Source organism: Ralstonia sp. A12, assembly GCF_000801955.1.
GTDB lineage: Bacteria > Pseudomonadota > Gammaproteobacteria > Burkholderiales > Burkholderiaceae > Ralstonia.
The window spans coordinates 1-24,304 of sequence record NZ_JSZO01000018.1; the positions used below are offsets into that span (position 1 = coordinate 1).

Sequence of the window (24,304 nt, forward strand, 5' to 3'; positions counted from 1 at the left end):
GTGAAAACGAGGCAGGGTCAGTGATTGAAACTGATAACGCAGCGCAGGTTCACGCACTGGCCGCTTGATCGAGCGGCATGGCCCCGGGGCGCTGCGCCAGGGCTTTCCCATCAGAACCGGGCGCGGCAGGTCTGCCGCGCCCGGTTTCAATCGCCCAAAAGCAAAAATCGCCACGTCGCCGCCTTCAATCAGGCGGCGACGTGGCGGCGCGCAAGCCACTCGCGCGCGGTACGGGGATCGGCGCTCGCAGGAGCAAGCAGAATTTTGATGGCGCCCCGCCGCCCCGGGGCGAGCCCGTGTGGCTACGCCGCAGCATGCTGCGGCAGGTTGTGCGAAAGCGTGCCGCCTCTGACGCTAGCGGTTCGTGGCACGCAGGTTACGAAGGACGGATTACCAACGCACCACTCGCTTCATGAAGGAGTTTCCACGCCGCACTGAGGCACGTCGCCGCATGCGGCAGCAAAGGGCTTTCTCCACTGTCGTTCGGACATTGGCGTTGTCGCTGCCGGGCGCGGGCCGGTGAAGCCATCCCACGGAGATGTCTGATGAGCCGTATCTCCTTTCGGTGCAGGTCAGCCCATGCGTCCTTGGCTTGTCGTGAATCCTGGCAGGGGTGCGGCTGCGCCTTGGGCTTGATGGCTGCAACCTTCTCAGCCCAAATAATTTCCCCGCCGCTGTGCGGCTTCCTCGCGGGACAAATTATTTGCGCTTGCAGATCCTCCACATTGTTGCGGCCGCTACGCGGTGCAGCCAGCCCATCCCCCGCCGACCGGATCACAACAAGGACGCGATGGGCGCGACCTTGGGTAACCCGAAAGGAGAAAACATCATGGCCAACATCGGCACATTCACCGCTCAGAACGACGGCTTCACCGGCACGCTTCGTACCCTGACGCTCAACATTAAGGTTAAATTCGTTCCCAACGACAAGACCAGCGAGAACGCCCCGGACTTCCGCATTCAAGTGGCTGGCGGCTACGATCTTGGTGCGGCCTGGAAGAAAGTCAGCCAGTCCGAGCGGCCTTACCTGTCCGTGACCCTGGATGATCCTTCGTTCCCTGCGACGATCTACGCTCGTCTGATCGAGGAAGAAGAGGGTACGCACAGCCTGATCTGGTCGCGCAGCAAGCCAGCGGCTTAACGACAGCTAGCGCTCCGTCCTCAGTGGCGGGGCGCTTTGGGGCGTCGCCGATCTGTGGGGGGGCAGAGTGCCGCACGGGGCCCAGGTTTCCTCCGGCTGCGGATGGCCGTAGTCGACCCATAGCGGTAGTTGGCTTGGGTGAACTGGCCCACCCGAAAGTAGTCGTTCAACGAATGAGGTAAGCGGCGGGCCAGGGCGCCAGGCTGCAGCCCCTATTCGGGACGGGTCTGAGCGCGCCGGGTCGCCTGCACCATGTACAGGCCGCGGCACCGTGTGCAGCAAGGGCTTTGCCCGTCCAACGCAATGGGACTCATGTCGTTGTCGGAAGATTCCCCGTCTAGACTGCTAGCCTGGTGGCTAGTTCGCTGTTCGAAACCGCGTGAAACGTAACCACTGAGCCCCCATGCGGGGATGCCAGGCAACTTCCAGGCCTTGTCGCTGTTCGCCAGGCAGCGCGTACATCACGTTCACCGCCAGGTCGCCTACGTTATAGAACCACGTGGCGAAGGCCACTTTGCCATCCACCTGCGCCGTGTCGATGTCGCTTCCGCCGGCTATTTCAACCGGCATTGCTAGCTGCCCGAAGGCGAGGTAGAGGTAGGGATGTGGTTGTCCGCTCGTGATGGCCTCGGCGAGCGGTGCGCTGTCGATGGGAATTCCGCCTTCGACCACCAGACAACCGAACAGCTTCGTGAAGTACAGATGCACACTGCGCATCGCACGGCGCGTGTCGTAGGGAAACAACCAGTTGGCGCGAAATGCCCCTCTCGCCAGCAGCCTCGGCATCGCCGCGCGCAGTTCCCACGAGCAGTGCTCCCAGGCGTAGTCGTATGGCTGGGTGCGCGCGCTGTTGCAGGTGAGGCAGATGCGGTGCGCGAATTTCAGCGTGTCCGACTTGAGACTGCCGACGCGGAGGTTCCGGCGTATGGGCATGCCGGGACGGTCGCTAGCGCTGAAAAAAAGGGGGGCACGCTGAGAAGGCTTGCCGAACAACGCCTTCAGGTCAGAGGCCTTAGCCAGGTGTTCGCGCGTCGCGGCTTCCTCTGCACCACAAATCCAGCACTTCATATGGAGCCCTCGCTCAGCCACAGGGGACGAACCGCCCATTCTGGTCATACATCCCGTAAGCGAAGCGAACGTGCCAAGCATTTTGCACATCCTCCGGCACCAGCCCGATCTCCATGGGCATACCGGCGAACGGCTTCATGTGTTTGTTGCACATATGAGCGGCGAGCATCTCGAACGTTTCCAGCAGATGCTTTGCGACCTGCGCCATGAAAGAGGAAATGCGGGTGCGCTCGAGCGAGCTGCCCCGGAAACTCACCTCGATGGTCGGGACGGCGATCCTTCCATCGGGTTCAGGCTCGAAATCTCGTACTACTACGCCGGCCAAGTGGTGCTCAAGGCAGTCGCGCGTGTTGCGCACCAGCTTCAGCACAGGAACCGCGATGTTCAACACTTCGCAGAACGGGTCGCTGTCGCCATAGAGGCCCTTGGCCATCGCCAGGAAGTCGTCCCAATTTTTTCCTTTCTGCTCGAGGTAGAACAGCCGCACGATCTCCATGAGCTTTGCTGCGAAGTGGTCGGCCTTCTGAGCGAAAGTCTTGCACTGCGTTTGAACGTTGCCGGCAGAGGGCACCGTCTGGCTCCTGTCTTTCGACGGGCTCGCTTCCAGCTTGTCGATTGCCGCCTGCTCCGATGAAGCAAAGTTCTCGCAAACCTCGTGCAACGCCGCCAGCTCTGCCAGCGCCTCGAGCGTCAGCTCCATCGCCTTGTCCGGGTCGATGCAAAGGAACTCCTTGCGGAACAAGACCCTCGCTTGCATCAATGTTCGCCGTAGCAACTCCGAGTCCGTGCCCAGCTCAAAGAGCTTCTGCTGGAACACCGGCGACAGGGCTGAATTTTTGCGCTCCGGGTCAACCTGGTCGGCCATCTGCACGCGGTAGGAACACTTCTCTGTGATGACGTAGAGGTACTTTCCGAGCGGCAGCATTTCCTTGATGGGCGTGCCGTCGTCGGGATTGTTCAGCGTGAACGAACCGCCGGAATCTCTGCTATGGCGGGGAGCTGCCATGGGCCCTCTCAAATGACGACAGACGCGTTTCAGTCTACCCGAAAGCCGCCATCGGTGACCGGCGGCGGCTGGCCGAACTCGGCCCGTCGGCCCACCCTCGGGTGCTTCTCCCGCCCCCGGAAATCGGCGATGAACCGTTTTTATGCGCGGCACGGACGCAAATCGCGCGCCGCTCCCCACCATTTGTAACATCGTCAGGTTTCCACACCTTGTACGGAGGGCGTGGAACCCATTGATTTAGAAGGTGAAACGAACCCTACAGATGCTTACAAATTGAAACGGTATCCAATCGGTCGATCCACCAAACTTTCTCCATCGACAGACCACATTTCACTGGTCACGGGAGAACGAAGATGAACAACATGCAACCGAACACCCAGGGTCAACAGTATGCCGGCACGTCGCTGGGCCAAGTACCGCAGTCGCGCCGCATGCATCCGATGGCGGCTGGCGCTGCTGTCGCGGTCATCATCGCAAGCCTGACGGCAGTGGCCGCCATGACTGGCGTGTTGCCGACATCGAAAGCCACGCAGGGCAGCGTCGCTGCGCAAGCGTCGATTGCTCCGTCGGCCTCCACGCCGCTGGCACTGGCTGCGCCTGGCCAGGCGGCGGCTCCGAACCAAGCGGCTCCGGCCTATCCGGCACAGCCGAACGCAGTACGGCACGCGGTGCATCACCCGGCACCGTCGTATTCGGAACGTAACCCATCGTCGAACGCCGACTATGCGCAACCGCGCCCAGCCGCCAGCCCGTATGCCGGTCAGGTGACCGCTGTCACGCCGATCACCACGCAGCAAGGCAACGAAACCGGTCTGGGCATGATCGGCGGCGCAGTAGTGGGTGGCCTGCTGGGTAATCAGGTTGGCCGAGGCAATGGCCGCACGCTGGCGACCGTCGCCGGCGCAGTGGGCGGCGGTTATGCGGGCCATGAGGCCGAAAACTACTACCACCGCGACACGTCCTACAACGTCAGCGTGCGCATGGACAACGGCGCCGCCCGCACCTTCACGTATAAGGCCGCGCCGGGCTTCCAGGTGGGCGACCGCGTGCATGTGGAAAACGGCAGCTTGGCAGCAGGCTAATTGCCATACGCTGCCACAAGCAGGCCCTCGGGCTTAGGCTGTTCAGGTAAGCACCGCTCTAGTCTGAAACAAGCGAAAAGGCCGCTCCGACATCCACGGGGTGGCCTTTTTTGCTGTTAGCTTGGCGGCACTATAGGCATAAGGCCGGGCTTCGCGCCCGGCTTTCTTTTTCTCTCAACCACCTTCTTGCCAACCGGCCCGAGGCTTACGGACACATCCACTGACCTTGTCAAAAGCATCAGCATCGCCAATCTGGCTAACCAGCGCGCCGCCGCCGTCGAACGCATGCGCACGGCGCTCGATCTTCTTGCCGAAGCCGAACAGCTTGCACGGACTGCGCACCTCGGTTTTCCCCGGTTGGCGCTTGATAACAGCTATGCACAACGCGGAACGGCCACGATATCCGGTGAATACGCGAAACGCGCCGAAGCTGACTGCTTACTGGAATAACGATTCAGATCTTTGCTCGTGGTGCGACGATTGCGCGCTGCGGACGCCTATGGTGCGGTGCGCCGCTGCAATACTGCATCCAGTTCTTGCCGAACGTGCGCCAAAAGCTCATCCACCTTGCGCGTGTTGTCGCCGGCATAGGCCAACGTCAGCAACGTAAGCGGATGCACTTCCATGACCTCGCAAAGCTCAGTCAGCTTATGCAGGGTTGGGCTTTTCAAGTCGCGTTCAAGCGAACTCATGTAAGTGCGGCTCGACACGTCGGAGAACGCTTCTTGGCTTAGGCCACGGGCCTTCCGAATCATGCGCAACGCCATTGCCAATGAATGCTTCGCGGCCACCATTGGTTTCCCCTGAAAAACCAAGATGACATCCGATTGCACTCTATAGGGCTACAATCTATAGTGTTCATTCTGTGCGTACGGTCCGTTTCGGGGCCTTTGCGGAAATCCAGGTCCGTTGATTCCACCAGAGCCTGGGAGCCGCATTTGCACCTTTCCTAGCCTGCGCAACTCCGCTTAGGTGTTTTCGGGGTTTTACGGCTGGAGGACTGACGCCCACTTCGCCGCGTACGAGCCAGATTCCTATGAATCTCGGACATCGATCGGCGCATGAACACTGGACCAGGAGACCTCAAAGTGACCGCAGACCGAGAGCTAAACGCGATAGACCTAGATGCGCCGGACAGCACCATGCGTGCACCGGCGCGCACGCTCAACGCGCGCGACTACAAGACGCTGGCCCTTGCGTCGCTGGGCGGCACGCTCGAGTTCTACGACTTCGTGATCTACGTCTTCTTCGCAACCGTGTTGGGGGCACTGTTCTTTCCCCCTGACATGCCAGATTGGCTGCGGCAGTTGCAGACCTTCGGCATCTTCGCGGCGGGCTACCTGGCGCGCCCCGTGGGCGGCATCGTCATCGCGCACTTCGGTGACGTGCTTGGTCGCAAGCGCATGTTCACCCTCTCCGTGCTGCTGATGGCCGCGCCCACGCTGGTCATCGGTCTCCTTCCCACCTACGCCACCATTGGCGTGGCTGCGCCTCTGTTGTTGTTGACGATGCGCGTGCTCCAGGGGGCGGCGATTGGCGGCGAAATGCCCGGCGCCTGGGTGTTCGTGGGTGAACACGTGCCGCCCCAGCACTACGGCTTCGGTATTGGAGTGCTGACCTCCGGCATCACCGGTGGCATCCTGCTCGGCTCGCTCATTGCTGTGGCCATCAACCGCAACTATTCACCTGATCAGGTGAGCGAGTTTGCCTGGCGTATCCCGTTCATCCTGGGGGGCATGTTCGGGCTGGTGTCCGTGTATCTGCGTCGCTTTCTGCACGAGACGCCTGTCTTCCGAGAGTTGGCCGAGCGCCGCAGCGTGGCACGTGAATTGCCGCTGCGCACGGTATTGCGTGAGCACCGCTCGGCCGTCGTGTTCGTCGCGCTCCTGACCTGGGTACTTTCCGGCGCGATCGTGGTGGTGGTGCTATACACCCCGACCTATCTGCAGAAGGTGCACGACATTCCTGCTGCGCTGGCGCTTGAGGCCAACGCGCTGGCGACGTTCACGCTGACCCTTGGCTGCGTCATTGTGGGTTGGACGAGCGATCGCATCGGCACCCGCTGGGTAATGCTTGCTGGTTGGAGCGGCCTCGTCGTGAGTGTCTACCTCTTCTACGCCGCGTTGCCCGGCACGCCTTCCGCGCTGCTCTGGCACTACGGGCTGGTGGGACTGTTCGTTGGCACGATCGCCACGGTGCCCATGGCGGGCGTGCGCGCCTTTCCCGCGGCAGTCCGTTTCACCGGTCTCTCGTTCGCTTACAACATGTCCTACGCGGTGTTTGGTGGCTTGACACCGGTGATTCTGACGCTGTGGGTGCAACAGAACGCCATGGCGCCGGCTCACTACGTCGCGGTGCTCGCAACGGTAGGCGCCTTGCTTGCTCTCCTGCCATTGGCACATCGGGTCCATTCCGTACCGGATCGCGAGGGCCTCATCGAAAGCGCGACCTTGTCGCAATGAGTAACACACGCGGCGCGCTTACCAGTGCCTTGGCGAAGTCGGCGGGGTTTGCGGCCGCGTCCCGGGCCAAGGCGGGATTCTGTGAATCCGCTTTGTGCCTTCGTGTCTTTCCTAATTCGATGAATTGCGCAATTGGGCCATTGCACGAGCGCATGCCGCCAGCCCTCGATCCTGGATCGCACGGGACCCTGCCGTGGAGTGGCGCGTTTGCCCGCCGCGGCACACAACCTGCAGGAGGACTCAACCATGAACGAACTCATCACAGACGAGCAACGCGCCCAACTGCTGGCCAATGGGCGGGCGAACGTAGCCGGCGGGGGAACTGACTCCATGCCGGTGGTCCGGCTGTTCACCCCGGACGCGCACGCAACCTGGCTGCTGACCGAACTCGATCCAACCGACGGCGATACAGCTTTCGGCCTATGCGACATTGGGATTGGTATGCCTGAGCTAGGCCGAGTGAACCTGTCGGAACTGGCATCCATCGTCGGGCCCCGTAAGCAGCACGTCATGAGAGACATCTATTTCCGGGCCACCCGGCCGTTGTCCGAGTACGTTCGGCTGGCACAGCTCGATGGATCGATCCCCGATTGACCCGTTAGATAGCGAAGCGGTCCTGGCTGTACGCTGTGTCCATTTTTTGGGGCACTCTAAGACAAATCTGGTCTGAATTGGCATTGTTGCGCCAACTCGGGGTGGCTTGACCAAAAGCGGCAGGATGCAAACCGCGGCATGCGGCAGGGTGCTAGGTGGTGCGCCACGCTACTGAGTCGCTCGTTTTTCGAGCGCTCCAGACAATAGTCTTCCGCTGATCCTTCAGCTTGGATCATGCGACGCGCGTGGCGATGAATTCATCTGCCAACAGCTTGCGTCATGGTTGATCGAACCCCCGAGCACTGGCGTCCCATGGCCGCCTACCTCTATGTGTTGAACCAGGACGCTCTTGCGCTGGCATGGGAGTATCTGCGTCGCCATCCCGAGTATCAGCAGGACTGGCTACGCTCTGACCGGCGGATGAATGCAGCACATCGCTGGGGCCTCCGCGCGTTGGAAGATCCGAATCTGGACGCGCGTGACGCGCATCCAGTATGGATGCAAGACCATGACACGGTGCTCCATCTTCACTTAGACGTCGATCCACCACCGAATTCGCGTGCCTTCGAATTCTGGAATATCCCGGGACGCAAGGATCTCCTTCACGACGGCAAGCGTCTAGTGCTTGTGGCTCGCAGGCCTGGCCGTTGTGCGCGCTTGGTGCTCGCGCCAGAGCTGGAGGAGGGTAGGGCCTACTTTTATGCCGTACGCCCTAACGCCGTGTCTAGCATGCCTGCCCAGATGGTGGTGAAGCTGAAAAAGTTGGCGGTGGACTCCGGATCTGGACCGGCGGCGGTAGCCGGGTCACGTCCAACGCCCGCCTCGCTGTTGGAGTTGCGCACCTTACAGGCACTTGATGCGACCCTCGCGGGCGCTTCGTTGCGCGAAGTCGCTGATGGACTGTTCGGTGCGGAGGCGGTCGCCCAAGGCTGGCACGCCGACAGCGGGTTGCGCTCGCGTGTGCGGCGACTGGTGCGACGGGGCCAAATGATGATGCGCGAAGGTTACCGACGCCTCGCCCAGATCGAATGACCTCCGGAGGGCTGTTCTCCCTCCAGTACAAAACGACCCTCTGCACCTCGCATTGCTTTCCTGAGACTGTCTGCACCCGGCCGCACTTGTCCGTTCCGGCCGCGCTGACCGATGGAGGCTCATCCAATGCGATCCACTCCCTTGCGGCCCGCTGTTGCATCCACTACACCGCTGCCGGTGGCCAAGACAGCACGCTACCTGACCAATGATGAGGCCGCCGAATACCTGCGGCTCTCGCCCCGCACGCTGGAGAAGCAGCGGGTGATTGGCGGTGGCCCGCGCTTTCGAAAATTTGGTCGGCGAGTCATGTATGCCGTGACAGACCTTGAAGCTTGGGCAGACCAGCGCAGCTTCGAGGCGACCTCAGACCCCGAATATGCCGAGCATCACTCGGCAGACAGCCGTGCGCGCTGATCCGCGCCATGGCGCAGAGGGTGATCGTGACTGGTCCGTCGAGGGAGCACGAACAACTCGATCTGTTTCATGCGCTGCCAGGCGATATGGCGCCGCGCGATGCTCAAGAGTTGATGGCGTATCCGTTCTTCTCGCTGGCGAAGTCGCGGCGTACTACGCCCATCGATTTCCGAAGTGGGAACGTCACCATCCGTGTCGAGGGAACGCAGGAGCACGGCATTGCCACGATCTGGGATGCGGACATCCTGATCTGGGCGGCAAGTCAAATTGTCGAAGCCCGCGACGCGGGCATTCGCCCGTCCCGCTTGATGCAGGCAACGCCCTACGAGATATTGCGTTTCATCCGGCGTGGGGTCTCAGTGCGCGACTACCAACGCCTCAAGGCAGCACTCGACAGGCTGCAATCCACCACGGTGGCGACATCCATCCGGGAGACGACTGGGCGTCGACTGCATCGCTTTTCGTGGATCAACGAGTGGAAGGAACTGGCCGACGTCACTGGCACGCCACGCGGCATCGAGCTGATCTTGCCGGACTGGTTCTACGCTGGCGTCCTCAAGTCCGCTCTGGTGCTGACCATCGATCCCGCGTATTTCCGGCTCACCGGTGGCATCGAGCGTTGGCTGTACCGCCTGGTGCGCAAGCATGCCGGCCGGCAGCCAGACGGCTGGCAGTTCGATCTTCGGCACCTGCATCGCAAATCGGGCAGTACGGCCCGCGCGTGCGACTTCGCTTGCGATCTTCGTGCGCTGGTCGCGTGTCAGCCGCTGCCAGGCTATCGATTGAGCATCGAGCGAAAGGCCGGTGGCGAGATGCTGGCCTTTCAACCCGTGCCGTCCGCGGCATGGGGATAACGCCTGCACAACCTGTGGATGGCCTCGTGCTATCAGGCGTATCAACTATCGTGCTATCGGGCGTGTTCCTATCGTGCTATCAGGCGTACGAATCGACCGCAAAGCCAATGCCAGCGCGGGGTTCACCTTCCGTTAACTTATCTAACTTAAAAATACTAACTGATGATAGGGGAGCAGGGCGGCGGTGGACAGCCGCCACGCGATGCACACGTCGAGGGTGCACCTCATGATCGTGGCCCTACTCAACCAGAAAGGCGGCGTGGGTAAGACCACGCTAGCGACTCACATCGCGGGCGAGCTGGCGCTGCGCGGTGCCCACGTCACTCTGCTGGATGCTGACCCGCAAGGATCGGCATTGGACTGGACGCAGCGGCGCAGCCAACAAGGCCTGCCAAGGCTGTTCAGTGCGGTTGGGTTGGCCCGGGAGACACTGCACCAGGAGGCGCCGGACCTCGCCCGGCGCAGCGATCACGTCATCATCGACGGACCACCGCGTATTGCTGCGTTGGCGCGCTCCGCGCTGCTGGCGGCTGAGCGTGTGCTGATTCCAGTGCAGCCCAGTCCTTATGACCTGTGGGCCAGCGCCGAAATGGTGGCACTGATCCGTGAGGCGCAAGTCTTTCGGCCCACGCTGCGCGCAGCCTTCACTATCAATCGGCGCGTCAGCACCACCGTCATCGGTCGCGAGGCACGACAAGCGCTGGCCGATCAGCCGCTGCCGGCGCTGCATTCGGAAGTCCATCAACGCATCGTCTTTGCAGACAGCGTAGCCGCTGGCCGGCTTGCCTGCGAAACGGCACCCAACAGCGCCGCCGCTCGCGAGATCGCGGCGTTGGTTGATGAGCTGCTGCGGTGGCCGTCATGAGCGGGGCACGCAGCAAACGCATCGCCATTGGCGTGCGCCCGCCGGCGAATCCTCACGCCGAGGCGTGGATTCGCCAGGGCGATGCTAAGGATCTCCAGAAGGGCGATCTCTACACCGCACGCCTGACGCTCGATATCACGCCCGCGCTGCGCGCACGCATCAAGGTTTCAGCGTTCACGCAGGGCGTGACGGTCGCAGAACTGCTGCGTGGATTGCTGGAGCGCGAGTTTCAGGAGAACGCGACTTGAATGCCCTCAATCTTGCCGCTACGGCTTCGCCGCCGCTGTTGCGCTGCCGCACCGACGGTCAGATCGGTGACGCGCCATTGACGCGTGTGGCCATGGCCCATATCCACCAGCGATTTGATCTCTACCTGCGTTTTGGCGAGCCGGTGCGCACGCTGCGGATCGATCGCCATTGGCGCTGCGCGATGTTCCTGCCAGCGTCGGTGTTTTGCCGCATTCGCTGGCAAGCCAATGACTACGGCACAGTGCGCTGGCAGCTCATGGTGATGCAGGCATGCAGAGCACAGGAGGGTGCGCAGCGCATTTCCGGCGTGCAGCCGGGCGCGCGCTTGTTGCTGCGTGCAGAGGGAGATCACCAAGTGCGCGCTGTGTTGGAAGGGATCGACGTCATTGAGACCCTGGGCTTCGCCGCCGTCGACGTCTCCCCGGCGTACTGGCGCACGCTGGGCAACCGGCTTATCGTGCGCTTGCCGCTACCGGAATATTCCGTCGAGCGGCATGCAGCTTGGCTGGCGAGGAGGGGGCTGCAATGACGGCCCGGACTCGTACTTGTATGGCGCTGGTCCTCCTGTCTGTCTGCGGCCTTACCGCGCTCGCTTGGGCATCGCTCGCGTCCCCGCTGCCACGCTTGGTCTACAACGCGTCGGACAGCATGGCAGTCGGTTGGTATCGCGTCGATCCGCCTGAACACCGCGCAGGCTCGCTATCCCGCGCACTGCATGTCGGCAGCCTTGTGCTGGTGCGTTTGCCGGCAGATGCCGCAGCGTTGGCCGCACAGCGCGGCTACCTGCCTGCGCACGTGCCGCTGCTCAAGCTTGTCCGCGCGGTCGCGCCACAGAAAGTGTGCGTTACCGATGGCATCGTGCGCGTCGATGGCCTACAGGTGGTAGCGGCACTAAGTACTGATCGGATGGGCCGACCGTTGCACGCGTGGCCGTTCTGCCGACAGCTTCGTCCTGATGAGCTGTTCCTGCTCAGTGTGACAAACGGGGCGTCATTCGACAGCCGGTACTTTGGGCCAGTCCGAGCATCTGCGGTGCTCGGCATCGCGCTGCCAATCTGGTTGAAGGCGAAGCCATGATGTTGCATTGCGCTGCGCCGTTCCGCTTGCTGACGTCGTGTCATTGCGCCTGCAGTGCGGTTGCTGCGGCATCGCACTTCGTACGGCTTCTGTCGCTGCACTTAGGCGGGCAGACGACTTGCCTCAAAAGCGCCGCACACGTGCTCGTCGCGGCGATCGGCGGCGTGCGTGCTGCGGGCAGCGTTGCCCCGCCGGGCCGCCGACAGCCGGAGCGTCAGCGAAGGTCAAAGGCGGAGGGCAAGATAAAAGGTCGCGGCACTGCGGCGCGCGGAAAGCGAGTCTGCACGTGGGGAGGGCGCGGCACGGCCCCGGAAATTGCAGTGTGCCGCGAAAGCCCGCGATGTCGTATTGGCTCTGGCGAAGTCGCGTGCCACGTGCGCTGGATTGCGATGCACTTGTATGGAGCCGCCACATGAGCCGACGCGATAACGACGGCTTCCGCATCAAGCCAAGCGCGCCAAAGCAACACGGCGAGACCTTCATCAACAAGGTGCTACGCCAGACCAACACGGCCGGCGCGAAGGTGGGTAAGGCCATCGGGAGGGTCGGCCACCGGCCAGGCGCCCGGTTGGGGCGCGGGTACGTTGCAGCACGCGTTGCCGGGCGCTCGCTGGCGCCCAACGCCCGGCGCGTGACGATCAAGACGCGGCTGGTGAGCCTGGCGAAGGCTGGGAAGCGATCGACCGCGATGCACCTGCGTTACATCGAGCGCGACGGCGTCGACCGCGGGGGCGGGACAGGGCGGGCCTACGGCCCGGCAACTGACGTTGCCGACGTAGATGGTTTCAGGGAGCGCAGTGAGGGCGATCGGCACCAGTTCCGCTTCATCCTCTCGCCCGAGGATGCCGAAGAGCTCGACGACCTGCGGACTTACACCCGGCACCTGATGGCCCGCATGGAGGCTGATCTGGGTACCAGGCTGGATTGGGTGGCCGTCGATCACTGGAACACGGACAATCCGCACACGCATGTCGTCCTGCGCGGCAAGGACGATAGCGGTCGCGACCTCATCATTGCTCGCGACTACATCGCCGAAGGGATGCGCCGGCGAGCCTGCGAACTGGCGACCGAGTGGCTTGGACCACGCACCGAGCTGGAGATCCGACAGGCCAGGCAGCGTGAAGTCGATCAGGAGCGATGGACCGGGCTGGATCGGACCTTGCAGCGCGAAGCTGCTGACCAAGGGATGGTGCGTGTTGAACGCTTTGCCGACCCACGGCTGCAACCGCAGCGCCAACTCTTGATTGGCCGGTTGCAACGCTTGCAACGCATGGATTTGGCGACCGAGCAGCCGCCGGGCGTGTGGATCATTCATTCCGACGCAGAACCGATCCTGCGCGCAATGGGTGAGCGCGGCGATATCATTCGCACCATGCAGCGGGCCATGCGCGGCCAGCAACGTGAGCTGGACGTATTTCAGCCTGGCGAGAACAACCGCACGATGGTCGGCCGGGTTGTCGGCAAGGGGCTCGCTGACGAACTGTACGAGCGTGGCTATCTCATCATTGATGCCGTTGACGGCAAGGCGCACTATGTGGCCCTACCGCCGCAGTCGGCGTTGGAGCAGTACCCAAGCGGCGCCATCGTCGAGGTGAGGGGAGCAGGTGGTATGCGGGCTTCGGACCGGAACATCGCCACGCTGGCCCCCGACGGGCTGTACCGCACCGATCATCACCTGGCCGTCGCCCGAGGCCAGGTGGCGCCAGATCGCGACCCAAGCGAGGTCGTGGCCACGCATGTGCGGCGGCTTGAGGTGCTGCGCCGTGCCGGCATCGTTCACCGGGTTGCCGAGGGCGTTTGGCGTATTCCCGACGACCTGCCCGAACGCGGTCGTCAGTACGATGTCCAGCGCCTCCAAGGTGGCATCGCGGTAGAGCTCAGATCGCACTTGCCGATCGAACGCCAGTCCCGGGTCATCGGTGCAACGTGGTTGGACCAGCAATTGATCAAAGGGGGAGAGGGCCTGAGTCCTATTGGGTTCGGCGCCGAGGTCAAGGAGGGACTGCGTCAGCGTGCTGATTTTCTTGTCGAAGCGGGGTTGGCCGAGCGGCGTGGCCAGCGTGTGGTGCTCGCTCGCAACCTGTTGGTAACGCTACGCAGTCGCGAGGTGGCGAAGGCTGCAAACGACATCGCGGCGGAGACAGGACTGGAGCACCGGGTGGTAGCCGATGGACAGCGCGTGGCCGGTGTCTACCGGCGTAGCGTCATGCTCGCTAGCGGTCGCTACGCCATGCTGGACGACGGCATGGGCTTCAGCCTGGTGCCATGGAAACCAGTGATTGAACCGCGGCTGGGGCAACAGCTTGCCGCGACGATGCATGGGAGTGGCGTGTCCTGGGAGGTCGGGCGAAAGCTGGGCCTGTCGCGCTGAGATATTCCTGCTTCGATTTCTCCGCCCAACTCTCTCCGCTGTTGAACTACAGCAGGCCCAAACCGGCCAGATTCCGGCGGACAGCAACGACGATGTTGTCCGGCGGAACCTGGAACGCGCTCCAGCCGCATCGCCTTGCTGACAAAACGTTCTCTTCCCTATCATCAAAGAAGACAATATCGCGGCCACATCGCAGAGTCTCACGTTCTACGAGTTTGTAGATGTCGTCGTGGGGCTTCTTGATGCCGAGTTCGAAGGAAAGAAAGGCGTGCTTGAAGTGCCGGAAGACCTTAAGCTTCTGCAGATACTGCCAATGCGCCTCGTTGATGTTCGATAGCACTGCCAGTTCGAGGCCGAGTGCCGACAGTTCTTCGATAAGTGCTTCGCTGCCATTCTGAAAGCCAGGAAGTCTTGTGTAAACGAAGGCTTCCTGTAGCTCGCTGCGTGACATGGGCCAAACCATGAAGCATTGCAGTCTCTCGTAGAAGGCATTGGTCGAGAGTTGGCCGAGGCTGTAGAGCTCGAGCAATGACGTGACCTCGGCCCTGCAATCGGCTCTCGCGTACAAATGGATTGGCGGCCCAAGCTTGATGAGGACGTTGCCAAGGTCGAAGCAGACCAAGGGGCCAATCTGCTTCGTCATCAAGCATGCTCCTCAGGAGAGAACGTCCTCCAGATACCATTCAAACCAGAGGCGGCATCTTGGATGCGGGTCACCGCATTCTTCTTCATGGGTGTGGGCAATTGGTCGACGGGGAAGAACCTCACATCGGAGATTTCTGCGTCCGGCTGCCATTCTTCTCGTCCTAGCGTCTTGCAAACAAAGGCAATGACGACATCCGACTTGAAGGGCGCTGCGTAGACGCCCAGCAGCCGTTCAACGGCCACGCGGTAGCCGGTTTCCTCCAGGACTTCCCGCACGACACCGTTTTCCGGTGCCTCGTGCTCTTCCAGATGGCCGCCAGGCGTGGTCCATCCATACGGCGGATAGTTGCGCCGCACGCACAGCACTTCACCGCGTTCATTGAAGATCACTGCAAAGACGCCAACGGTCGGCATGATGGTCTCCTACTTCGTTTCGTCGGGCAGCGAACTTGCACCGGCAAGCCATGCGCCTCTGGGCCTGTTCCCTCGAACATAGGCAGGGTTGCCGTAGGCGAGGGCGCTTGCAGGAATATTGCGCGTGACCACCGATCCGGCACCGATGAACGCGTTCTCGCCAATCGTGACGTGACCCAGGAGCGTGGTGCCGCTTCCGATGTTGGCACCACGCATGATCCTGGGGGCTTGGAGCGTTTCACCGGCCCGCCATCGCATTTCGTTATCGTTGATCGTTACCACGCGCGCGCCGATTTGGACATCGTCGCCAATCCGGCAACCACCGGTGATGTGGGTCAGGGCGGAGATCCGGACCCGGTCGCCGACAATCGAGTCCCGCTCCAGGCAGACGAGGTGGGACAGCAATGAGTTGTTCCCGATTCTCGCCCGCGCTCGAATGACACATTGGTGGCCGATGACGCTGCCTTCTCCGATGTGGGCGCCACTGCAAATGATGGCTCCCGCACGGATCAGGACCTGCCCACCAATGACGGTGATACCGCTGCTGTCGCCGTCATCTTCGTTGGGAATGAAGCGTGCGAGATGGGAGACCATGGCGCCGTTCCCAATACTGACAAGCTGGCGCGCCTGCGCTTCTCCGAAAGACATCGTGTCAACTACCATAGGTTCCTCTCAATCGTTTGGGAGCGCTTGACGGGACGCCCGATCGACCGCGCGTAGAGTTCCTCGCTCAACAGCCCGCGAGCGACCTGGCCGCGAAGGACGTCGGTTGTCCCATCAGCGATACGCAGCCCGAGCAGGTCCCTGAGCGTCTTTTCCAGACCGGCGACGACCGAGTAGCCATGCGCGCCATGAACCTGCATTGACCACTGAACGGCTTCGAGGCAAATCTCAACCGCTTCAGCTTTGGCCATTGCGGCATCAACATAGCTGTCGTGGCCACCGTCGATGCGACTGGCGGCTTCATTGATCAAGAGCCATGCCATGTGGAGTCGGGAAGCATGGATTGCGTACTGCTGCTGTAGGTGGCTGAAGCGGCCGATGGGTGCCCAGAAGGCAGTGCGTCGATGCAGTCGTTCCTTCGCCTTTTCCATCGCAACTTCAGCGGCGCCTGTGGCAGCGGCAGCCATGGCGCAGCGCCAGTACGTGAAATGCTGCGAGAACAGTGCAAACGCTTGGCCCTCTTCCCCGATCCGCTGTGCGTCGGGGACGAAGACGCGATCCAGAGTGACGGCTCCCCAGGAGATGCCCTTTAGCCCAAGAGAGGCGATATCTCGGATGGAGATGCCGCGTGCGTTCGTCTCCACAAGGAAGGCAGTCAGGCCCTGCTTCCACTCTGGGTGTCGGGCAAAGATGATGAAGATGTCGGCTTGCCGAAGACGCGCGACAAAGCTCTTCGCACCGGTGAGCTCGTAGCCACCGGGAACGCGTACTGCCGTCGTTTGCAACGCATGCAAGTCGGTACCTGCAGATTCTTCGGTCACGCAGATCGCGAGGAAGCTCTTCGCATTGGCAATCCGATGAACGAAGGGCGCAAAGCTATCGCTGTCCGCCGGAAGCGTCAGCATTCTCCCGTGCCCGAGCCCTGGAACGTCTCGCAAATCCAGGCTCAGGCGGCCGAAGGTGCGGAAGACCGACATCATCTGCATGGTGGTGAGCGGTGAGCCGCCGAATCGCACGGGAAGGTCAATGGCCGCAAGTTGCGGGATGGCGTTGCGCCAGGCGATCGGACTGTGGAAGTCTTCCGACTCGTTCAAGGTCTGCGCGACCTCGTTGATCCGGTGAGTGAGTGGTTCGTCGAGCACGTTCTTGAAGCTGTCCTGATGCATGTGAAGTTCCAGAAGAGAGAGTGTGTGTGCTTGTCACCCGCGACTGCGCACACCGACCAGGGCGATCGAGAGATTTGCTGGGACACAGCCATCGCTCATGAGCGATGTGTCACGCAGCGTCCAGTCGGGTGGCCGACCGCGTAGACGGCGCGCATCCGGTGGTCGGTGGTCGCCTCGTCTTGAGGCTTCGTATCGGCCTGGAATTCCGACGAAGGAACACAGTTGATGTCCGCACGCCTGTACACCGTGTGGCAGATCGGTGCTTCGAGAGCGCTCCCCAAGTCTTCACGGCTCTCAAGAGGTTGGGCGGTGGCGTCGGCCGAATCGCTGGCGACGTGCGGCTGCAGGATGAGGAGGTGATAGGCCTGGCCCTTGCATTTGTGCGTAGCACTATCGCTTGAGCGCTCGTCGAGCGAAGGCATGTTGAACGCCGCTGTAGGAGAGGGGGACATGAGCCAGGCTGCTAGCGAGGTAGCGGCCGCCATGGTGCTGAGGGATTGAATGGATTTCATGCGTCTCTATGGGGAGGAAGGGAAGATTTGTCGTGCAGGACGCCAACCCCGCTCTGTTGGGTCCCAGAGTAAGGCTAGGGGTACGGCACCACGCAGCGCTTACCGGTAGGGCGGCCGACGACATAAACGAGGCGCACGCGGTCATCGATGATCGCTTCGGCCTGAAATTGCAGCGGCGGAGCGCAATAGACGTTGGCACGGTCATACACCGCGCCGCTCACCAGGGCCTGAACAGCCGTGTGAAAGTCTTCATGCACGTCGCGCGCTGGGGCTGCGAAATCGACCATGCCGAGAGGGTTCTGTGCCTGCCAGATGACCTCGTAGCCGATGTCAGCCGCCCATTGGCGCAGCGCGATCAATGTCGAGCGGCCGTGGGAGAACGTCACGTCGAAGGCCAGCGCCCTCGCAGACCAAACGAAACTGGTTGCAAGGCAGGCAGCGGCCAAGACGGCGCGGGTTGGTTGGCGTGAACGCATGCTTTTCCATCCGGCGATAGGGAACGTAATCGTTCCGAGGGGACACCAATGCTTAGTCGTCAGGGACGACGCTGACTGAGGTTCTTGAATGGACGAAAGCCTCCCACAAGAGGCTCTAGGAATTCATCCCGGTTAGGTCTGAATGCGACCGCGCCCGATCTGAATTTCCATTTGATAAAGACCCGCAGATCTGATCGGCTCGGGCGGCAGCAGGGGCGCGCTGCGATGTGGAATTCAGGCTTTGCTCAGATTCGTCGCAGGATCTTTTAAGGCATGGCTACTTGCCGGAATCTGCCCGTGTTCCTCGTCGTACATCGGCTTTTTGGTGCTTGACGCGCGCTCGCAATGAATGCGGCGCGAAGAGAGAATTCGGCGCGGTGCGGGATTGTGTGTTCCCAGATCGCAATGCAGTTCCAGATCAGGCGGGACTCGCCCATGCTGCTTCCTTGCAGTGCACGAGTCAGGTCGTCGTAGTGGTTAGCCGCGAGGTTGTCCTTCGAAAGAGGGCGCTCGCTTTCAAATGCGCATAGGGCCGGCTTTCGCCCGTTTAGAGGAGGTGTGATATGCACAAGAATCGTGACGATCGTCGGCAAATGAAGTGCGTCCATCCGGATGCCCCACCAGGGAGGACGCATGTGTAGCCAGACAATCAGAGCCAGGATGGAGTTGCGCCATCTGAAGTGTTTCCTGGCCGTTGCCGAAGAACTCCATTTCACCCGAGCTGCCGAGCGATTGCACATTGAGCAGTCGCCACTCTCGCGGGCCATCCGGGAGTTGGAAGAAGATCTGGGCGCGAAGCTCTTCCTGCGCACCACCCGCAGCACACAACTGACTCGGGCCGGCCAAGTCTTTCTGGAACAGGTGCCGCGCATCTTTGCCGCGGTGGAGCAAGCGCGAGAAAGTGTGCAGGCCATCGCCAATGGCTTTCGCGGTCAGTTGCGTGTCGTCGTGTCAGATTGCAGCGCGCGACTTCATCTAGCAGCTTTGCTCGCGCAGTGGCGGCAGGAAGAACCTGAGATTGAAGTTCGCCTCTTCGAGGCACCACTGTCACAGCAGGTCAAAGGGCTACAGGATGGTCTGTATGACGTCGGCTTCTCGCTGACCGACGAAGTCGGCGATGGCATCGTTGGACGCCCGCTTTGGAGCGAGCCTCTCGTGGTTGCGCTCCCCACACGGCATCCGTTGCTTGCCTATAAGCGTATCCCGCTCGACGCGCTGGTGGATTTCCCATTGGTACTTGGTGATCCCCAAGCATGCGAAGGGCACGCACGCCTGGTAGATCCGCTGCTATGGCGCATGGAGAAGAAGCCGACACTCGTGGATCGGGTCTCGTCCTTCGACTTGATGATGACGCTGGTCTCTGCTGGCCTTGCCTTGGGTCTCACCGGTGCATCCCATGTCGTGGCGAGCAAGGAGTCGGGCGTTGTCGCGCGATCGTTGGCCGGGCAGATGCCCATGGTCACGACCTATCTTCTGTACTCGCAAGGGGAATCATCACAGGCGCTGGCTCGTTTTATCGAACTGGTAGAGGCGATTGAGTCGCCGGCTTGTGACGGCCACGCTGACCATGCCAAGGACTACGTTTCGGAGGACATTGAATCATGAACAGAACTGCATCGATGCTCCTCACCTTGATGTTGGCGGCATGCGGCCCCTCCGGTCCACCGGACACGGTCGAGTCGTTAGTTGCCGATCCGGAGCGACTTTGGATGCTGCGCAAGCAATGCAAGCTCGACCGTGCCAAGCTCGGAGATAGCCTCTGCAACCGCGTAGCCGAAGCGATCAATCGGCGCTTCTTGGGCGACGGGAATATCCCTTACAACCCTCCGAAAACACCGCCCAAGTTCTGATCGTTGGCCGGTCGCCAGGATTTTTGCTTTTTGAGGCATCTACGCTGGGGCACGCTAGGGCGTGCCCCTTTTTTCATCCGTTTCCTGGCGCGCGAATTCTTGCTCTTTCCTCCAGTTTTATCCCGATAACGGTCTTTGACCGGCCCCCGTTTGGCACCCAACCTCATGTGTGAGGCGCGATGCTGCGCCGATCTCGCGAGGGGTCTATGCAAACGAAGGCGAAAGCAAAGGTGCATGGTCAAGGCGTGCTGCTTGGCCAGATTGCCGCAGTGTTGGGCATTGTGGTCGCCGGCGTGTGGGGCGCCACACAATGGACCGCTGCTGCTCTTGGGCACCAAGCACGCCTTGGTACGCCATGGTTTGACCTCTTTGGCACGCCGGTCTACCGCCCATGGAATCTGTTCGAGTGGTGGTTTTTCTACGACGCGTACGCGCCGGGCATCTTTGATGCCGGCGGCGCTATCGCGGCGGTGAGCGGGCTGTTGGCAGTGGTTGCTGCGATGGGCATGTCGGTATGGCGCTCGCGGCAATCGACAGAAGTAACGACCTACGGCTCGGCGCGTTGGGCCACGGTCGCCGACGTCAGGAGAGCCGGGTTAACAAAGCCGGCAGGCGTTTTTCTCGGTCTGCACGGCGACCAGTACCTGCGCCACGAAGGGCCAGAGCACGTTCTGGTCTTTGCACCAACGCGTTCCGGTAAGGGCGTCGGATTGGTCATCCCTACGCTCTTGAGCTGGCCGGCCTCGGCCGTCATTCACGACATCAAGGGCGAGAACTGGAGCATCACGGCTGGTTGGCGCTCGCGGTTTTCCCACTGTTTGTTGTTCAACCCCACCGATCCACGATCGGCGGCATACAACCCGCTGCTCGAAGTTCGGCGTGGCGCGCATGAAGTGCGTGACGTGCAAAACATCGCCGACATCCTCGTCGACCCCGAGGGGGCGCTGGAGCGTCGCAACCACTGGGAGAAGACGAGCCATGTCCTGTTGGTTGGTGCGATCTTGCATGTCCTCTATGTCGGCAAAGACAAGACGCTGCGCGGTGTTGCCAACTTCCTCTCCGATCCGGCGAGCCCCTTTGAGCTGACACTGCACCGGATGATGACAACGCTGCATCTGGGCGATGGTCCGCATCCGGTGGTCGCCTCGGCTGCACGCGAGGTGCTGAACAAGAGCGAAAACGAGCGGTCTGGCGTGCTGTCCACCGCGATGAGCTTTCTGGGGCTGTACCGCGACCCCACGGTGGCTGAGGTGACTTCGCGCTGCGACTGGCGAGTCGCTGACTTGATCTCTGCCGAGCACCCGCTATCGCTGTACCTGGTGGTACCGCCATCGGACATCAGCCGCACGAAACCACTGATGCGCCTGATCCTGAATCAGATCGGCCGGCGTCTGACGGAATCGCTTGACGGCAGTGATGGCATCGAACGTCGTCACCGGTTGCTGCTGATGCTTGATGAGTTTCCGGCACTCGGCCGTCTGGACTTCTTCGAGTCGGCGCTGGCGTACATGGCGGGCTACGGAATTCGTAGCTTCCTGATCGCGCAGTCGCTGAACCAAATCGACAAGGCCTACGGTCAGAACCATTCGATCCTCGACAACTGCCACGTTCGGGTGACGTTCTCCACCAATGACGAACGGACTGCCAAGCGTATCTCCGAGACGTTGGGGACGGCAACAGAACTGCGCGCGCAGCGTAACTACGCAGGTCACCGACTTGCGCCGTGGCTGGGCCATCTGATGGTGTCGCGCCAGGAGACGGCCCGGCAGTTGCTGACACCCGGCGAGGTCATGCAGCTTCCGCCTGACGAGGCGGTGGTGATGGTGGGAAGCCATCCTCCGATCCGGGCCAAGAAGCTGCGCTACTACGCGGACGTGAATTTCAAGCCGTGCGTACTCCAAGCACCAGCACTTGCCGGCGGGCGCTACGCCGATGCACCGCCGGTGCGTCCCGATGACTGGAGTGGTTTGCCGGGTGTCGCGGCACCGATCAATTTGGCGGTCGTCGTTGCAGCGAACGATGCGCTCACGACTGACGACGGCGATTTGCAGCGGCAGACCGAGGTAGCTCCAACGGCGGTGTACAGCTTCGAGCAGCAGACGCCAGTCAACGACCTGGCGTTGCTTGATGACGATGACCAGTCAGTGCTCCGACCTGGCCGAGGCCATCTGGCCATTCAACACGCGAGCCGAAAGGCCGCTCTCGATCCCGCCAACGGAATCGCACTATGAGTCGGTACCGCCTGAATCTCTTCATTACGCCGGAGCACGCCAAGCGCCTGGACGAATTGGCCACCAAGAAAGATGTGTCCAAGTCCTCCATTGTCGCGGCGGCGCTGGCTTCCTGGTTGTCGCCTGACGGCGGTGATCAGCGTGAGGCTGCGACGGCCAAGCGACTCGATCGACTGTCGCGTCAGTTCGAGAAGCTGGAGCGGGATCAGAACATCCTGATCGAAACGCTGGCGCTCTATGTTCGCTACTACCTGACCGTCAGCACACCCGTACCCGAGGCACATCAGGAAGCGGCGCGGGCGCAGGGCAGGGCGCGTTTCGAGCAGTTTGTGGAGCAACTGGGTCGCCATCTGCTACGTGGGCGAAGCCTCGTCCGCGACGTGGTGGAGGAACTGCAGCCGGATAACGCACGGCTGGACGACGTGGTAGCGCAGGCGGAGGAGCGTGTCGTATGACCGCGCGATCACCGTCCTTCGCTAGCACGTCAGTAGACCGCCGCATTCGCATGCTACGCACCGCGATGGGCCCACTGATTGCCGCCGCGCTCGAAGATCCGGACGTGGTGGAAATCATGCTGAACCCCGACGGTACGTTGTGGGTGGATCGGCTCTCCACCGGGCGAGCGCCACTGGGTGCGAGCCTCTCAGAGGGGGACGGCGAACGCATCATCCGCCTGGTGGCTGCGCATGTCGGCGCAGAAGTGCATCGCGGGCAGCCTCTGCTGACCGCTGAACTGCCAGAGACTGGCGAACGCTTTGAGGGCATTCTGCCGCCGGCTGCGCCGGGGCCGGCTTTTGCCTTGCGCAAGCGCGCCGTTGGTGTCATTCCGCTGGAGCGCTATGTCGCAGAAGGAATGATGAGCACGGCGCAGGCCGATTTCCTACGACGGGCGGTACGTGAGCGGCACAACGTCCTGATCGCTGGCGGCACCAGCACCGGCAAAACCACACTGGCCAATGCGTTGCTCGCGGAGATCGCCACAGTCGGCGATCGCGTGCTGGTGCTTGAGGACACAGTGGAGCTCCAATGTACGGCGCGCGATCACGTGCCATTACGTACGCGCGCCGGCGTGGTGTCCATGACCGAGCTGGTGCGGTCCTCAATGCGATTGCGCCCTGACCGTGTGGTCGTCGGCGAAGTCCGCGGAGGCGAGGCCTTGGATCTCGTCAAGGTCTGGGGTACTGGCCATCCGGGTGGGATCGCCACGATTCATGCGGGATCCGCGCAAGGCGCACTGCTGCGCCTCGAGCAACTGATCCTGGAGGTTGCTCTGACCCCACCACGCGCGCTGATCGCTGAGGCGGTCGATCTCGTGATTCACATCGCCGGCCGTGGCCGCCGGCGCCGCATTGAAACCATCGCGCGCGTCGTCGGTTTCGACGACGCAGGGTATCACATGGCGGACGCATCGGAAGCGCCGGTTCCAGATACGCCGTCTCAGCCCGCCACGGCTATCCGGTCGGCCGACAGCCCCGGGGAGTCGTCATGACACCTACCTTCCGTCTTTCTACAAAGCGGGTTTCACGCGTTGCCCGTCTACGTGCGGTGAGCAGGCTGATCCATCGCGGTTTGCTGTTCGCAGGGCTGGCACTCATGAACGCGGGCACGGCCACTGCCGCCGGCTCTTCCATGCCATGGGAGCGTCCGTTGCAATCGATCCTGGACTCGGTCCAAGGCCCCGTCGCACGCATCATCGCCGTGATCATCATCATCGCCACCGGTCTCGCGCTGGCGTTCGGTGACACCTCGGGTGGGTTCCGCAAGCTGCTGCAGATCGTTTTCGGCCTGTCCACCGCCTTCGCGGCTTCCTCGTTCTTCCTGAAGTTCTTCAGCTTCGCTGGCGGAGCCGTCGTATGAGCACGAGCGATGACCTGCCAGGCTTCGAGGTGCCGCTACACCGCTCGCTGACCGAACCCATCCTGCTTGGTGGCGCGCCGCGTACTGTGGCGATCGCCAATGGCACGTTGGCGGCGGCCGTGGGACTGGGGTTGCAGTTGTGGCTGCCCGGCATTGCGCTATGGCTCGTCGGACACGCACTCGCGGTATGGGGGGCGCGCGTGGATGCACAATTCATGCAGGTGGTCGCTCGGCATATCAAGCACAAGCCGCTGCTGGACGTCTGACAAGGAGCG

At 62.0% G+C, this 24,304-nt stretch carries 28 protein-coding genes and 1 pseudogene; 20 read left to right on the forward strand and 9 right to left on the reverse strand.

What is annotated here, in order from left to right:
- Positions 1–829: 829 nt before the first annotated feature.
- The gene (locus PI87_RS19650; RefSeq protein ID WP_039599422.1) at positions 830–1,141 is read left to right on the forward strand and encodes a DUF736 domain-containing protein; all 312 of its coding nucleotides are present in this window, start codon (positions 830–832) and stop codon (positions 1,139–1,141) included.
- Positions 1,142–1,498: 357 nt separating this feature from the next.
- Here the strand turns inward: PI87_RS19650 and PI87_RS19655 are convergent, their stop codons facing one another.
- Positions 1,499–2,209, reverse strand: a complete 711-nt coding sequence (locus PI87_RS19655; protein WP_039599423.1) for a hypothetical protein — start codon at positions 2,207–2,209, stop codon at positions 1,499–1,501.
- Between the two features lie 13 nt (positions 2,210–2,222).
- Entirely contained in the window at positions 2,223–3,215 is a 993-nt protein-coding gene (locus PI87_RS19660; protein WP_039599424.1) for a hypothetical protein, read from the reverse strand.
- 353 nt (positions 3,216–3,568) lie between these two features.
- On the opposite strand from PI87_RS19660, the gene PI87_RS19665 reads away from it, so the two are divergent.
- Together PI87_RS19665 and PI87_RS28635 are read left to right on the forward strand one after the other, a co-directional pair.
- The gene (locus tag PI87_RS19665; RefSeq protein ID WP_039599425.1) at positions 3,569–4,297 is read left to right on the forward strand and encodes a glycine zipper 2TM domain-containing protein; all 729 of its coding nucleotides are present in this window, start codon (positions 3,569–3,571) and stop codon (positions 4,295–4,297) included.
- 186 nt (positions 4,298–4,483) lie between these two features.
- Positions 4,484–4,741, forward strand: a pseudogene (locus PI87_RS28635) (DUF4942 domain-containing protein); the annotation flags it as partial.
- Between the two features lie 53 nt (positions 4,742–4,794).
- On the opposite strand, the gene PI87_RS19670 reads toward PI87_RS28635, so the two are convergent.
- Positions 4,795–5,088, reverse strand: a complete 294-nt coding sequence (locus tag PI87_RS19670) for a helix-turn-helix domain-containing protein (RefSeq protein WP_039599455.1) — start codon at positions 5,086–5,088, stop codon at positions 4,795–4,797.
- Between the two features lie 351 nt (positions 5,089–5,439).
- Between PI87_RS19670 and PI87_RS19675 the strand changes: the two genes are divergently transcribed.
- From PI87_RS19675 to PI87_RS19720, 10 genes are all read left to right on the forward strand, one after another.
- Entirely contained in the window at positions 5,440–6,759 is a 1,320-nt protein-coding gene (locus tag PI87_RS19675; RefSeq protein WP_052321633.1) for an MFS transporter, read from the forward strand.
- A 246-nt stretch (positions 6,760–7,005) separates the two neighbouring features.
- Positions 7,006–7,353, forward strand: coding sequence for a DUF2958 domain-containing protein (locus PI87_RS19680; protein WP_039599456.1), 348 nt, complete (start codon positions 7,006–7,008; stop codon positions 7,351–7,353).
- 279 nt (positions 7,354–7,632) lie between these two features.
- A complete protein-coding gene (locus PI87_RS19685; protein WP_039599427.1) occupies positions 7,633–8,385 on the forward strand; it encodes a DUF7011 domain-containing protein in 753 nt (250 codons plus the stop codon).
- 126 nt (positions 8,386–8,511) lie between these two features.
- Positions 8,512–8,799, forward strand: coding sequence for a helix-turn-helix domain-containing protein (locus tag PI87_RS19690; protein ID WP_039599428.1), 288 nt, complete (start codon positions 8,512–8,514; stop codon positions 8,797–8,799).
- A gap of 8 nt (positions 8,800–8,807) precedes the next feature.
- Positions 8,808–9,653 carry a replication initiator protein A gene (locus PI87_RS19695; protein WP_039599429.1) on the forward strand — a complete coding sequence of 282 codons (846 nt, stop codon included), beginning with the start codon at positions 8,808–8,810 and terminating at the stop codon, positions 9,651–9,653.
- A gap of 226 nt (positions 9,654–9,879) precedes the next feature.
- Positions 9,880–10,518 carry a ParA family partition ATPase gene (parA, locus tag PI87_RS19700; protein ID WP_039599430.1) on the forward strand — a complete coding sequence of 213 codons (639 nt, stop codon included), beginning with the start codon at positions 9,880–9,882 and terminating at the stop codon, positions 10,516–10,518.
- Positions 10,515–10,766, forward strand: a complete 252-nt coding sequence (locus PI87_RS19705) for a chromosome partitioning protein ParB (protein WP_084210027.1) — start codon at positions 10,515–10,517, stop codon at positions 10,764–10,766. The genes parA and PI87_RS19705 overlap by 4 nt, the downstream gene beginning before the upstream one ends.
- Positions 10,763–11,296, forward strand: a complete 534-nt coding sequence (locus PI87_RS19710; RefSeq protein ID WP_039599432.1) for a DUF2840 domain-containing protein — start codon at positions 10,763–10,765, stop codon at positions 11,294–11,296. Before PI87_RS19705 ends, PI87_RS19710 begins: the two co-directional genes overlap by 4 nt.
- Before the next feature lie 20 nt (positions 11,297–11,316).
- A complete protein-coding gene (locus PI87_RS19715; protein WP_232314039.1) occupies positions 11,317–11,844 on the forward strand; it encodes a S26 family signal peptidase in 528 nt (175 codons plus the stop codon).
- 412 nt (positions 11,845–12,256) lie between these two features.
- On the forward strand, positions 12,257–14,215 hold the full coding sequence (locus PI87_RS19720) for a relaxase/mobilization nuclease and DUF3363 domain-containing protein (protein ID WP_039599434.1): 1,959 nt from the start codon (positions 12,257–12,259) through the stop codon (positions 14,213–14,215).
- Between the two features lie 46 nt (positions 14,216–14,261).
- On the opposite strand, the gene PI87_RS19725 is transcribed toward PI87_RS19720, so the two are convergent.
- From PI87_RS19725 to PI87_RS29635, 6 genes are all read right to left on the reverse strand, one after another.
- Positions 14,262–14,858 (reverse strand): HAD-IA family hydrolase, encoded by a 597-nt coding sequence (locus PI87_RS19725; protein ID WP_039599435.1) that lies wholly within the window; start codon positions 14,856–14,858, stop codon positions 14,262–14,264.
- A complete protein-coding gene (locus PI87_RS19730; RefSeq protein WP_052321635.1) occupies positions 14,858–15,274 on the reverse strand; it encodes an NUDIX hydrolase in 417 nt (138 codons plus the stop codon). Before PI87_RS19730 ends, PI87_RS19725 begins: the two co-directional genes overlap by 1 nt.
- A gap of 9 nt (positions 15,275–15,283) precedes the next feature.
- Positions 15,284–15,937 carry an acetyltransferase gene (locus tag PI87_RS19735; RefSeq protein WP_052321636.1) on the reverse strand — a complete coding sequence of 218 codons (654 nt, stop codon included), beginning with the start codon at positions 15,935–15,937 and terminating at the stop codon, positions 15,284–15,286.
- Positions 15,931–17,103, reverse strand: a complete 1,173-nt coding sequence (locus PI87_RS19740; RefSeq protein WP_039599436.1) for an acyl-CoA dehydrogenase family protein — start codon at positions 17,101–17,103, stop codon at positions 15,931–15,933. The genes PI87_RS19735 and PI87_RS19740 overlap by 7 nt, the downstream gene beginning before the upstream one ends.
- 95 nt (positions 17,104–17,198) lie before the next feature.
- The gene (locus tag PI87_RS19745; RefSeq protein WP_157003177.1) at positions 17,199–17,615 is read right to left on the reverse strand and encodes a hypothetical protein; all 417 of its coding nucleotides are present in this window, start codon (positions 17,613–17,615) and stop codon (positions 17,199–17,201) included.
- A gap of 74 nt (positions 17,616–17,689) precedes the next feature.
- Entirely contained in the window at positions 17,690–18,091 is a 402-nt protein-coding gene (locus PI87_RS29635; RefSeq protein ID WP_039599438.1) for a hypothetical protein, read from the reverse strand.
- Positions 18,092–18,751: 660 nt separating this feature from the next.
- Between PI87_RS29635 and PI87_RS19755 the strand changes: the two genes are divergently transcribed.
- The 7 genes from PI87_RS19755 (at position 18,752) to PI87_RS19785 (ending at position 24,295) form a co-directional block, all read left to right on the forward strand.
- Entirely contained in the window at positions 18,752–19,696 is a 945-nt protein-coding gene (locus PI87_RS19755; protein ID WP_052321637.1) for a LysR family transcriptional regulator, read from the forward strand.
- A complete protein-coding gene (locus PI87_RS19760) occupies positions 19,693–19,941 on the forward strand; it encodes an EexN family lipoprotein (RefSeq protein WP_039599439.1) in 249 nt (82 codons plus the stop codon). The genes PI87_RS19755 and PI87_RS19760 overlap by 4 nt, the downstream gene beginning before the upstream one ends.
- Positions 19,942–20,171: 230 nt before the next feature.
- Positions 20,172–22,172 (forward strand): conjugal transfer protein TraG, encoded by a 2,001-nt coding sequence (locus tag PI87_RS19765; RefSeq protein ID WP_039599460.1) that lies wholly within the window; start codon positions 20,172–20,174, stop codon positions 22,170–22,172.
- Positions 22,169–22,627 (forward strand): CopG family transcriptional regulator, encoded by a 459-nt coding sequence (locus PI87_RS19770; protein ID WP_039599440.1) that lies wholly within the window; start codon positions 22,169–22,171, stop codon positions 22,625–22,627. Before PI87_RS19765 ends, PI87_RS19770 begins: the two co-directional genes overlap by 4 nt.
- On the forward strand, positions 22,624–23,661 hold the full coding sequence (gene trbB, locus PI87_RS19775) for a P-type conjugative transfer ATPase TrbB (protein ID WP_039599441.1): 1,038 nt from the start codon (positions 22,624–22,626) through the stop codon (positions 23,659–23,661). The genes PI87_RS19770 and trbB overlap by 4 nt, the downstream gene beginning before the upstream one ends.
- Positions 23,658–24,029 (forward strand): TrbC/VirB2 family protein, encoded by a 372-nt coding sequence (locus PI87_RS19780; protein WP_039599442.1) that lies wholly within the window; start codon positions 23,658–23,660, stop codon positions 24,027–24,029. Before trbB ends, PI87_RS19780 begins: the two co-directional genes overlap by 4 nt.
- Positions 24,026–24,295, forward strand: coding sequence for a VirB3 family type IV secretion system protein (locus PI87_RS19785; protein WP_039599443.1), 270 nt, complete (start codon positions 24,026–24,028; stop codon positions 24,293–24,295). Before PI87_RS19780 ends, PI87_RS19785 begins: the two co-directional genes overlap by 4 nt.
- Positions 24,296–24,304: the final 9 nt, after the last annotated feature.

Excerpts from the sequence above, each read along its gene's own strand:
- PI87_RS19650 (WP_039599422.1), top strand. The coding sequence starts at position 830 with ATGGCCAACATCGGCACATTCACCGCTCAGAACGACGGCTTCACCGGC.
- PI87_RS19655 (WP_039599423.1), bottom strand. The coding sequence starts at position 2,209 with ATGAAGTGCTGGATTTGTGGTGCAGAGGAAGCCGCGACGCGCGAACAC.
- PI87_RS19660 (WP_039599424.1), bottom strand. The coding sequence starts at position 3,215 with ATGGCAGCTCCCCGCCATAGCAGAGATTCCGGCGGTTCGTTCACGCTG.
- PI87_RS19665 (WP_039599425.1), top strand. The coding sequence starts at position 3,569 with ATGAACAACATGCAACCGAACACCCAGGGTCAACAGTATGCCGGCACG.
- PI87_RS19675 (WP_052321633.1), top strand. The coding sequence starts at position 5,440 with ATGCGTGCACCGGCGCGCACGCTCAACGCGCGCGACTACAAGACGCTG.
- PI87_RS19680 (WP_039599456.1), top strand. The coding sequence starts at position 7,006 with ATGAACGAACTCATCACAGACGAGCAACGCGCCCAACTGCTGGCCAAT.
- PI87_RS19685 (WP_039599427.1), top strand. The coding sequence starts at position 7,633 with ATGGTTGATCGAACCCCCGAGCACTGGCGTCCCATGGCCGCCTACCTC.
- PI87_RS19690 (WP_039599428.1), top strand. The coding sequence starts at position 8,512 with ATGCGATCCACTCCCTTGCGGCCCGCTGTTGCATCCACTACACCGCTG.
- PI87_RS19695 (WP_039599429.1), top strand. The coding sequence starts at position 8,808 with ATGGCGCAGAGGGTGATCGTGACTGGTCCGTCGAGGGAGCACGAACAA.
- parA (WP_039599430.1), top strand. The coding sequence starts at position 9,880 with ATGATCGTGGCCCTACTCAACCAGAAAGGCGGCGTGGGTAAGACCACG.
- PI87_RS19705 (WP_084210027.1), top strand. The coding sequence starts at position 10,515 with ATGAGCGGGGCACGCAGCAAACGCATCGCCATTGGCGTGCGCCCGCCG.
- PI87_RS19715 (WP_232314039.1), top strand. The coding sequence starts at position 11,317 with ATGGCGCTGGTCCTCCTGTCTGTCTGCGGCCTTACCGCGCTCGCTTGG.
- PI87_RS19720 (WP_039599434.1), top strand. The coding sequence starts at position 12,257 with ATGAGCCGACGCGATAACGACGGCTTCCGCATCAAGCCAAGCGCGCCA.
- PI87_RS19725 (WP_039599435.1), bottom strand. The coding sequence starts at position 14,858 with ATGACGAAGCAGATTGGCCCCTTGGTCTGCTTCGACCTTGGCAACGTC.
- PI87_RS19730 (WP_052321635.1), bottom strand. The coding sequence starts at position 15,274 with ATGCCGACCGTTGGCGTCTTTGCAGTGATCTTCAATGAACGCGGTGAA.
- PI87_RS19735 (WP_052321636.1), bottom strand. The coding sequence starts at position 15,937 with ATGGTAGTTGACACGATGTCTTTCGGAGAAGCGCAGGCGCGCCAGCTT.
- PI87_RS19740 (WP_039599436.1), bottom strand. The coding sequence starts at position 17,103 with ATGCATCAGGACAGCTTCAAGAACGTGCTCGACGAACCACTCACTCAC.
- PI87_RS19745 (WP_157003177.1), bottom strand. The coding sequence starts at position 17,615 with ATGAAATCCATTCAATCCCTCAGCACCATGGCGGCCGCTACCTCGCTA.
- PI87_RS29635 (WP_039599438.1), bottom strand. The coding sequence starts at position 18,091 with ATGCGTTCACGCCAACCAACCCGCGCCGTCTTGGCCGCTGCCTGCCTT.
- PI87_RS19755 (WP_052321637.1), top strand. The coding sequence starts at position 18,752 with ATGGAGTTGCGCCATCTGAAGTGTTTCCTGGCCGTTGCCGAAGAACTC.
- PI87_RS19760 (WP_039599439.1), top strand. The coding sequence starts at position 19,693 with ATGAACAGAACTGCATCGATGCTCCTCACCTTGATGTTGGCGGCATGC.
- PI87_RS19770 (WP_039599440.1), top strand. The coding sequence starts at position 22,169 with ATGAGTCGGTACCGCCTGAATCTCTTCATTACGCCGGAGCACGCCAAG.
- trbB (WP_039599441.1), top strand. The coding sequence starts at position 22,624 with ATGACCGCGCGATCACCGTCCTTCGCTAGCACGTCAGTAGACCGCCGC.
- PI87_RS19780 (WP_039599442.1), top strand. The coding sequence starts at position 23,658 with ATGACACCTACCTTCCGTCTTTCTACAAAGCGGGTTTCACGCGTTGCC.
- PI87_RS19785 (WP_039599443.1), top strand. The coding sequence starts at position 24,026 with ATGAGCACGAGCGATGACCTGCCAGGCTTCGAGGTGCCGCTACACCGC.